A 728-nucleotide genomic window follows, 5' to 3' on the forward strand; every position below is an offset into this window, starting at 1 on the left:
GATTTCAGTTTTCGGTGTCTGACGCACCCTACACCCAATCATTTTTGTGGTGCTAGATAAACCTAATCGGTCCATCATCAAGATTACTGCCATCAAATTGAAGATTCACCACCCCTTCTAAGATAGCAATCAACTCATTTTCGCCGGGAGTCCGACGGAAAATAGCAGTCCCTTGTGGGAGTGGTTGGGGGATATCAGTAGAGAATAAATAATCGTCATTACTCAGTAAGATGACATCAGTAGTGCTGTTAAAATTCAAAATCAAAGCATAGTCAGCCACACCATTAATATCATCATTACCGTTATCGTAAAACGGTCCGTTTTCATTGCCTAATACAAAAGTATCAAAACCTTCTCCGCCAACCAGGGTGTCAATAGTTGTCAGTCCCGGAAAATCAGCGCTAGTATCAACACCAACCAGGAAATCATTACCGCGATCGCCACTTAAATAATCCCTACCTCGACCCCCATAGAGAGTATCATTACCCTGACCACCATATAAACAATCATCCCCATCTCCGCCATAGAGGATATCATTTTCCATATTTCCTAGCAGTATATCATTACCCTGACTACCCAACAGAGTATCATCACCTTTCCCCCCATAGAGAGTATCATCACCCGGACCCCCATCTAGGCTATCATCTCCCTGATTCCCAAACAAAAGATCATTACCATTGCCACCCAATAAAGTATCATTATCCTCGCCGCCATAGAGGGTATCATTA

1 protein-coding gene is annotated in these 728 nt (G+C 43.0%); it reads right to left on the reverse strand.

Going from position 1 to position 728, the window contains the following annotated elements; genetic code table 11:
- Nucleotides 1-52 precede the first annotated feature (52 nt).
- Nucleotides 53-728, reverse strand: a 676-nt coding sequence (locus tag B9T16_RS29065; RefSeq protein ID WP_410246435.1) for a calcium-binding protein, incomplete at its 5' end; no start/stop codon positions are given.

It is taken from the genome of Arthrospira sp. PCC 8006 (genome assembly GCF_046480465.1).
Lineage (GTDB): Bacteria > Cyanobacteriota > Cyanobacteriia > Cyanobacteriales > Microcoleaceae > Limnospira > Limnospira platensis.